The following is an 8,222-nucleotide window of genomic DNA, read 5'->3' as shown; positions in this document are numbered from 1 at the left end:
GTGTTGTCTCCCGGTGGTCGCGGCTCAGCGGTGGGAACGGTCGAGCGCGGGGGCCGCGACCGGCGTGACGGTGAGATCGAGGCGCGCCGACCGGACCGGTCTCGCGGCGGGGCGGGCGGGAGTCGTGAGGATCCCGGCGCGGTGGTGCCAGAACCGGCGGCGCCGGTACTCCGGTGAGGGCAGCGGAGCCCGCCCGGTCCCCTCGGGGGCGCCGGGGCCGAGTACGACGTGGGCGTTGGTGCCGCCGAATCCGAAGGCGCTGACCGCGACGCGGCTGCCGGCGGGCAGTTCGGTCGTGGTCCGTGCGGGGAAGAACGGTGACTCGCCGAACGCGAACCGCGGATTGGGTCGCTCGCAGTGCAGGGTCGGGACGATCAGTCCGTGCCGGAGCGTCTGCACGGCCTTGATGAATCCGGCGATCCCGGCGGCGCTGAGCAGGTGGCCCATCGAGCTCTTGACGCTGCCGATCCCGCAGTACTCCCGGTCGCCGGTGTGCTGCCGGTAGACGGTGGTCAGCGCCTGCAGCTCGATCGGGTCGCCGATCATCGTGCCGGTGCCGTGCGCCTCGACGTATCCGATGGTGCGCGCGTCGATGCCGCCGCGGGCGAGCACCTCGCTGATCAGCGCCCGCTGGGCGGCCCCGTTCGGGGTGGTGTGGCCCATGGTGCGGCCGTCGTTGTTGACACCGGACGCTTCGATGACCGCGAGGATGCGGTCGCCGTCGCGTTCGGCGGCGTCGAGACGCTTCAGCAGCACCAGCCCGGCGCCCTCGCCCGGGACGAAGCCGTCGGCGGACTCGTCGAAGGTGCGGCAGCGTCCGGTCGGTGACAGCGCCTTGCCGGCGCTGAGCATCAGGTACGGCTCCTCGTCCAGCAGCAGGTCCACACCGCCGGCCAGTGCCATCTCGGACTCGCCCAGCATCAGGCTCTGCGCGGCCAGGTGCACACTGACCAGCGCCGACGAGCAGGCGCTGTCGATCACGAGGTTCGGCCCGGCGAGGTCGAGGAAGTGCGACACGTGCGCCGCGATGTAGTTCTGGTTGATCCCGACGATCGACTCGCGGGTCAGCGGCCGCAGGTGTGCGCGGTGATTGCCCGTCCGGCCGCCGACGAAGACTCCGACCCGGCGGCCACGTAACTCCTCAGCGGTGTACCCGGCGTCGTGCACGCACTCGACGGCGACCTCGAGCGTCTTGCGTATCAGGGGGTCGAGTTGACGTGCCGTCTCGTCGTCGAAGCCGAAGTAGCCCGGGTCGAACAGGGCGGCGTCGTCGAGGAAGCCGCCCCACCGGCTCTGGCTGAACCCGGGTCCGCCGTCCGGCCGGTAGAGGGCCGTGGTGTCCCAGCGGTCCGCCGGCACGTCGCCGACCAGGTCCCGCCCGGCGAGCAGTGCCTGCCAGAGCTGCTCCGGGTCGGCTGCGCCGGGCAGTCGGCAGCCCATCCCGATGACCGCGATCCGCGTCGCGGCACCGTCCGCGGCGGACGTCCGTGCCGGCGCCGCGGATGCCACCGGGGCGGTGGCCGGGGCACGCTCCGCCGCGGAGGCCACCGGGCCGGTCGCCGGAACACGCTCTGCCGCGGACGCCACCGGGCCGGTGGCCGGGGCACGCGCTCCCGCGGCGGTGAGCGCGGCGGCGAGCCGGGCCAGTGTGGGGTGATCCTGGAGCAGGCTGGGGTCCACGACGTCGCCGAGTGCTGCCTCGAGATCGCGGACCAGCTCGGCCATCAGCAACGAGTCCACACCGAGGTCGACGAGGTGGGTGTCGGGCCGCAGCAGGGACCGTTCGGTGCGGGTTGTCCGGGCCACGACGTCGGCCAGCCAGTCGATCTCGGCCGCGTCCGGCTCGTCCGCCGGGGCGGTGACCGGCTCGGGGGCGGGATCGGGGTCGCGCCGGGGCGCCCGGAACAGTTCGTCGGCCGGCACCGCGGTCCGGCGCGTCAGGCAGGGCAGCAGCACCGGTTCGCCCGGCACCCGCAGCGCCAGGTCGAGCAGTCGCAGCGCGTCGCCCTCCGCCAGGTCGGGGATGCCCAGTTCGGTCCCGGCGCTGGTACGCCGCTCGCCCATTCCGACGTCCCGCCACAGCGGCCACCGCAGCGACCGGACCACGCACCCGGGCTCGTCCGCGTGCGCCTCGGCGAAGTCGTCGAGGACGTTGTTGGCCGCGGCGTAGTCCAGATAGCCCCCGGCCAGCCGGGGCGACCCGGCCGCGATCGAGGAGAACAGGACCATGAGGCGCGGCAGCCGGCTGCCGAACGCAGCCCACAGTGTCTCCACGGCGAGCTTGGGCCGTAGCACGACGGCGATCTCGTCGGCCGTCTTGGCCAGGAACGACCGGGGCTGGTGCATGACCCCCGCGCAGTGGAAGGCCGCCGCGATCCCTCCGGCGCGGCCTCGATGCCGGTTGATCAGCCTGCGCAGCGTGACCGCGTCGTTCAGCGCATGGGTGTGGACCGAGAGCTTCACGCCCCGCTCGGCGAGGGCCAGCAGGGCGGTGAGGCGCGTGCGCAGCAACGGGTCGGTCGACGGCTCGGCGGCCAGGGACGCCCAGCGGTTGCGGGCGGGCAGCTCGGAGCGGCCGATCAGGACGAGGTGCCGCGCACCCCGGTCGGCCAGGTGCTCGGCGAGGCGCAGGCCGATGGCACCGGTGCCCCCGGTGATCAGCACGGCGCCCCGGTCGAGACCGGTCAGCGGATCGACGTCGCCGGGCCGGGCGAACCCGGCCACGCTGCGCCGTCGTCGGGAGCCGGCGTACCGGATCTCGGTCTCCTGGTCGTCGGCCGTGCTCTCGGCCGCGACCGCGGCGGCCAGGTCGGCGAGGTCACCGTCGACCCGGACGGTGCGGGAGACGACCATGGGCAGTTCTCCGGAGACGGCGCGGTAGAAGCCGGCCAGCGCCGAGCGGCGAGCGCCGCTGACGTGCAGGCAGCGCAGGCCGGTGCGCGGATGCCGGCCGAGCACCTCGCGCAGCACCTGGATCCGCTCGGTGACCAGAGCGCCCGGTTCTCCCCAGTCGACCAGATCGGCGACGCCGGCCAGGCCCCGCACGGTGGGCAGCGGATCGCCGGGGCGATGCGCGACGGCGTCGTCGCCGAACAGCGTCGTCGCGAGGCTCGGGTCCGTCGTGAGGACCAGGAAACGGCCGCGCTGCGCCGGCGCGGGTGGCGGCGCGTCCTGCCAGGCCGCGGTGAGGAACTGCGGGGCGGGGCTAGGCGATTGCGGCACGGCGGTGGGCGCCGCCCAGTGCTGGTCCCGCCGGAAGGGGTAGCTCGGCAGCGACACGACGGGGGCGGCAGGCACCGGGCCCTCGGTCCCGGCGTCGCCGGTGAGCGGCTCGGCGTCGACGGCGGCGGCCAGCGCGTCCGCGAGTTCGCCGAGGTCTGCCGCCGTGACGGCGACGCGGCAGGCCAGCCGGGCCCGGCCGGTGCTCATCGTCCGGGCGATCGAGGCGAGTGGGGGCGCTTGCGGTGACCTCACCACGTCCAGCAGCGCGACGAGCGCGTCCCGCAGTGCCTGCGGGGTGCGGGCCGACACGGGCACCGTCACCCGGCCGACCGGCGGTGCCCCGGCTGCCGGCGGTGCCTCCTCCAGGACCACGTGCGCGTTCGTGCCGCCCATGCCGAACGAGCTGACCCCGGCCCGGCGGGGGCCGCCGCCGGGCGGCGGCTCCCACGCGGCCTGTTCCAGCTGGAGCCGCAGCGGCGAACCGGACAGGTTGATCATGCGGTTCGTCCGGCGCACGTTGCGGGTGGCCGGCAGCGTCCGGTGGCGCAGGGCGAGAATGACTTTGATCATGCCGGCGACACCGGCGGCGGCCTCCAGATGACCGATGTTGGTCTTGAGGGATCCGATGCCACAGTGTGGTGCGTCCGGCATCGGATGCCGGCTGTGCGCGTACAGCCGGCGGAACGCCGCCACCATGGCCGACACCTCGATCGGGTCGCCCAGCCGGGTACCGGTGCCGTGCGCCTCGAGGTAGCCGACGGTGGCGGGGTCGACGGCCGCCGTGGTGTAGGCGCTGACCAGCAGGTCGGCCTGGGCCTCGGGGTTGGGCGCGGTGAACGACTGCGCCTGCCCACCGTGGTTGACCGCCACCTCGCGGATGACCGCGTGCACCCGGTCGCCGTCGGCGAGCGCCCGGTCGAGGGGTTTGAGCAGCAACGCGCATGCCCCCTCGCCGCGGACGTAGCCGTCGGCGTCGTCGTCGAAGGTGTGGCAGCGTCCGCGTGGGCTCAGTACGCCGGCGCGCTGGTACGCCGCGTGCCGTCCCGGGTCGCACAGCACGTTGACGCCGCCCGCGAAGGCCTGGTCGCATGCTCCGGCCCGCAGCGCCGCGATGGCCTGGGCCACCGCGACCAGCGACGACGAGCAGAGTGTGTCCACGGTGACGCTCGGGCCGCGCAGGCCCAGGGCGTACGAGACCCGGTTGGCCACCAGCGAAGGAGAGACCGCGACGCTCAGGTGCGGTTCGTCGCGACCGGCGTGCTCGGCCAGCACGGTGGCGTAGTCGGAGTGGCAGACCCCGGTGTACACACCGGTCCGGCTGCCCGACAGCTTGGTGGGGTCCTGTCCCGCGTCCTCGGCGGTCGCCCACGCCACCTCGAGCATGAGCCGCTGCTGGGGATCCATCAGCGCGGCCTCGCGGGGGCTGACGGCGAAGAATTCGTGGTCGAAGCGGCGGATGTCGTCGAGCAGGGCCGCCCGGCCCACCAGATCCGGGTGCGCGGCGGTGTCCCAGCGGTCGATCGGGATGTCGCGGATCGCGTCCTCGTCGCGGCCGAGCAGGTCCCACAGTTCACTCACGCTGGCCGCCCCGGGGAAGCGTCCGGCCATGCCGATCACCGCGATCGGTGCCGAGGCGCCCGGCTTCGGTGCGGCCGTGGCGGTGACCGGTCGGGGTTCGCGGTCCTCGCCGCGTATCACCTGCGCCATGGCCTCGACGGTGAAGGCCTGGAACATGGCGCTGGGATCGATCTGCAAGCCGTGTTCGTCATGGGCCAGCGCCACGATCTCGGCAAGCGCGACGCTGTCCAGGCCGTACCGCCGCAGGTCGTCGTCGGCGGTCAGGGAACCGGCCGGCCGTCCGAGCGCCCGTTCCAGCAGCTGCAGCAGCACCGTTTCCAGGGCGTCGTCGGTCGCGGGCGCGGGTTCCCTCGGGGCCGGCGCGGCGCGGGGCGCGACGGAGTCACCCCAGAGCCCGCCGAACACGCTGGACCCGCGCAGTGCCTTGACCGTCTCGATCCGGGCCAGCGGCCTGTTGTCGGCCTCGCGCAGCAACGTCGAGGTCAGCACCGCCCGGTGACCGTCCTCCAGACGCAGGTCGTCCAGCCGGTACCGCACGGTGTCCTCGGCGCCGCAGTTCGCCAGGTACACGATGTCGCGTCTGACGGTGGTGGCCGCGGTGGCCCACTCGCCGCCTGGTGCCAGCGAGTGCAGGTACCGGCGCTCGCCGTGGTCGTTGATGTGCGGGTAGGAGGCGAAGTAGAGCAGGCCGAGGGCGTTGACGTCGACGACCGGATTGAGCTCGTAACGCTCGGTGTGCAGTCCGGGACCATCCGTGTGGCGACCGCTCTGCTCCTGGAAGTCGTGCAGGAAGGCCAGCTGGTCGGCGTCCGGCTCCCGGGCCGGCAGGCAGCCGGGCAGCTGTGGCACGCCGGGAACCAGCCAGTTGCGGTCCGAGCGGCGGACGAAAACGGTGAGCAGCCGGACGTCGACGTGTGCCGTGCCGGTGGCGAAGCGGATGTCGGACAGGAACCGCCGGTCGTCCAGTCTGGTCAGTTCACCGCTCATCTCGCCTTCGTCGAGCTCGGCGAAGGCGGCGAGCGAGGCGCTCGCGGTGTGGCGGACCCGGACGAAGGCCGGAAGCAACCGGGTGCCGTCGGCGTCGGCGAGTTTGGTGACCGAGGTGCCGAAGTACTCACCGATCAGCGACCAGTGCAGGTCGCCGGACTCGCGTAACAGCCAGTTCTCGGAGAGGCCACCGGTGGCGAGCGTCGGCAGGCCCAGCACGACGTGCCGGGCGGTCACGAGACAGAACCGCAGGGGTGGTGAACGGGGAGCTGCGTGCAGCCGTGCCGCCACCTGTTTGAGCCACATATTCGGTGATATAACGGGCCAGAAATCACACTCGTCTGCACCAGCACACTCCCCCGTGTCATCCGTTGCATGTAGAACGTAACCCGGTGGATCACTCGCGTCTACAGCGTCCTGGGGTCACTTTTCGCCTTACTGAGCGTGACCTTCCTACCCGTCCGGGCAGCGGGCAAGACGGTCACTCGCGCAGCACACACCGGGGATTCCCGGACCCTCACCCCCACCTCGCGAGTCGAATCTGGAGGATGCAGTGGACAGGATTTGCGTCATTCGCCACACGGAGCGAGCGGGCGGTCACTCGTGATCACGGGATCCGTCGGCACCGGATTGCTGAGCGCCCTCCTCCCCTCCGGTGTCGCCGTTGCCGAACTGTTCGCCGATCCACCGCACATCGACCTGCATCCGCAGGAGGCGGCCGTCGTGGCCGGCGCGGTCGACAAGCGCCGCCGCGAGTTCGCCGCCGTCCGTCTGTGCGCCCGCGCGGCGCTGAGACGCATCGGAGCGACACCCGGACCGATCGTGCCGGGCCCCAAGGGTGCACCGCAGTGGCCGGACGGGGTGGTCGGCAGCATGACGCACTGTGACGGCTACCGAGCGGCGGCGGTAGCTCATCGCACTATGTTCGCCTCGATCGGTATCGACGCCGAGCCGCATGCCGCTCTGCCCGAGGGCGTGGAGAAGCTGACCGCGCTGCCCGAGGAGCGAACGGCACTGAGTCGGCTGGCGGTCACCCACCCTCGCGTCCACTGGGACCGGCTGCTGTTCAGCGCCAAGGAGAGCGTTTACAAGGCGTGGTTCCCCCTGACCGGCCGCTGGCTGGACTTCATGGAATGCGCCATCACGCCCGATCCGGAATGTCATACCTTCACGGCCGACTTCACCGTGCCCGGACCGGTCGTCGGCGAAGACCGGATCAACAGGTTCACCGGACGCTGGCACGCCGGGGGTGACGCTCGGCATGTCGTCACCGCTGTCACCGTGCCGTGGCCCGCCGGAAAGTGGGGCGGCGCAAACCGGTCGCCCGAGAGCCTCGGCGTCTACGCAGGAGGACGGTGACGCCTCGCACTGGCCGACCCAGTCACAACTGACGCCGGGCACGAGGCCGATGTCGCGCGGGTGTGCGGCGGACGAGCATGTCAGCGTGCTGTCAGCGCATCTTGCGAGAGTCGGTCTCGTGAACGGCGCAGGGGTAAGTCCCCGGAGCCGGACACGGGGAGAGGTGCCCGGAGTGGTTGATCGGGGACCAGCGAGCTCGCCTCACGGTCGGGCCCCCTCGGGGCCCACGCAGGTTCGAATCCTGCCCTCTCCGCCGTAAACCCCTTCAGGGGGCTGTGCCGGGCCGGCGCATCGGCCCCTGAGCCCGCGGTCACCGTTACTCGGGGACTGAGGTGCCTGGTGATAGTAGAGCCGCCGTCCAGTGTCACCCTCACAGACCGACTGCGCGGCCTGCTGACCCAGATCCACCCGTGGGATCTTTGACGCGTTGGACGAGCGGACCGTGACGGTCCCGGGCACCGTCGCTGCCGCCGGACCTAGATACCGGTCGTGCCGTCGAGCAACTCGCGCAGGATGTCGAGGTGACCGTTGTGGCGGGCTGTCTCCTCGGTGAGGTGCAGCAGGATCCAGCGCAGGTCGACGTGGAGGCCGTTGCGGATGGTTCCCTCAGCCCGCTTGTCCAGGTCGTTCCCGGCGACCAGTTCGCGGTAGCGGGCGCTCTGTTCGGCGTACTCCTCGAGCAACTGCGCCAGCGGGAATTCGACGGCGATACGCATCTCGCGGTCGGGGTCCTCATCCGTCCAGGGGCCCCGGTCCTCCTCCCCGAGGAAGACCACCTGGAACCAGTGGTACTCGACCCAGCGGAGATGGTTGATCACTCCGCTCATGGTCATCAGCGGTGAGCCGGGCAGGAGCGCCTTGCGGGCGTTCTCCGCGGAGACACCCTCGCACTTGGCGCGGGCGGTGTCCCGTGCGTAGTCGAGAAACGTGGTGAGCTGGGAGCGCTCGTCCCACGCGGGCGGTGTGTCGTCGATTCTCGTCATCGCGCGAAGCCTCCCCGATCACCGCGGCCGATGTCCAGGCATTTACCACCGAGTCTGTGCAGACGTAGTGGTCGGCGTCGGCGACATCACCGG

Annotated in this window: 3 protein-coding genes and 1 pseudogene; 2 read left to right on the top strand and 2 right to left on the bottom strand. The window is 72.1% G+C overall.

All coding sequences use genetic code 11. The annotated features are described in order from the left end of the window. Positions 1 to 24 precede the first annotated feature (24 nt). Complete coding sequence (locus B446_RS33700; protein WP_020937657.1) at positions 25 to 6,024, bottom strand: beta-ketoacyl synthase N-terminal-like domain-containing protein; 6,000 nt, start codon at positions 6,022 to 6,024, stop codon at positions 25 to 27. A gap of 393 nt (positions 6,025 to 6,417) precedes the next feature. On the opposite strand from B446_RS33700, the gene B446_RS33695 reads away from it, so the two are divergent. Together B446_RS33695 and B446_RS39055 are read left to right on the top strand one after the other, a co-directional pair. Further along, a complete protein-coding gene (locus B446_RS33695) occupies positions 6,418 to 7,146 on the top strand; it encodes a 4'-phosphopantetheinyl transferase family protein (protein WP_052352226.1) in 729 nt (242 codons plus the stop codon). Positions 7,147 to 7,303: 157 nt separating this feature from the next. Further along, a pseudogene (locus B446_RS39055) lies at positions 7,304 to 7,399 on the top strand. 223 nt (positions 7,400 to 7,622) lie between these two features. Here the strand turns inward: B446_RS39055 and B446_RS33690 are convergent. Next, positions 7,623 to 8,129 carry a DinB family protein gene (locus B446_RS33690; protein ID WP_020937659.1) on the bottom strand — a complete coding sequence of 169 codons (507 nt, stop codon included), beginning with the start codon at positions 8,127 to 8,129 and terminating at the stop codon, positions 7,623 to 7,625. Between the last annotated feature and the right edge of the window lie 93 nt (positions 8,130 to 8,222).

This window comes from Streptomyces collinus Tu 365 (genome assembly GCF_000444875.1).
GTDB classification, from domain to species: Bacteria; Actinomycetota; Actinomycetes; order Streptomycetales; family Streptomycetaceae; genus Streptomyces; species Streptomyces collinus_A.
This window is presented reverse-complemented; position numbering and strand designations above follow the sequence as displayed.

What these genes read in the sequence shown, in the direction of transcription:
- B446_RS33690 (WP_020937659.1), bottom strand. Translation starts at nt 8,129, where the DNA reads ATGACGAGAATCGACGACACACCGCCCGCGTGGGACGAGCGCTCCCAG.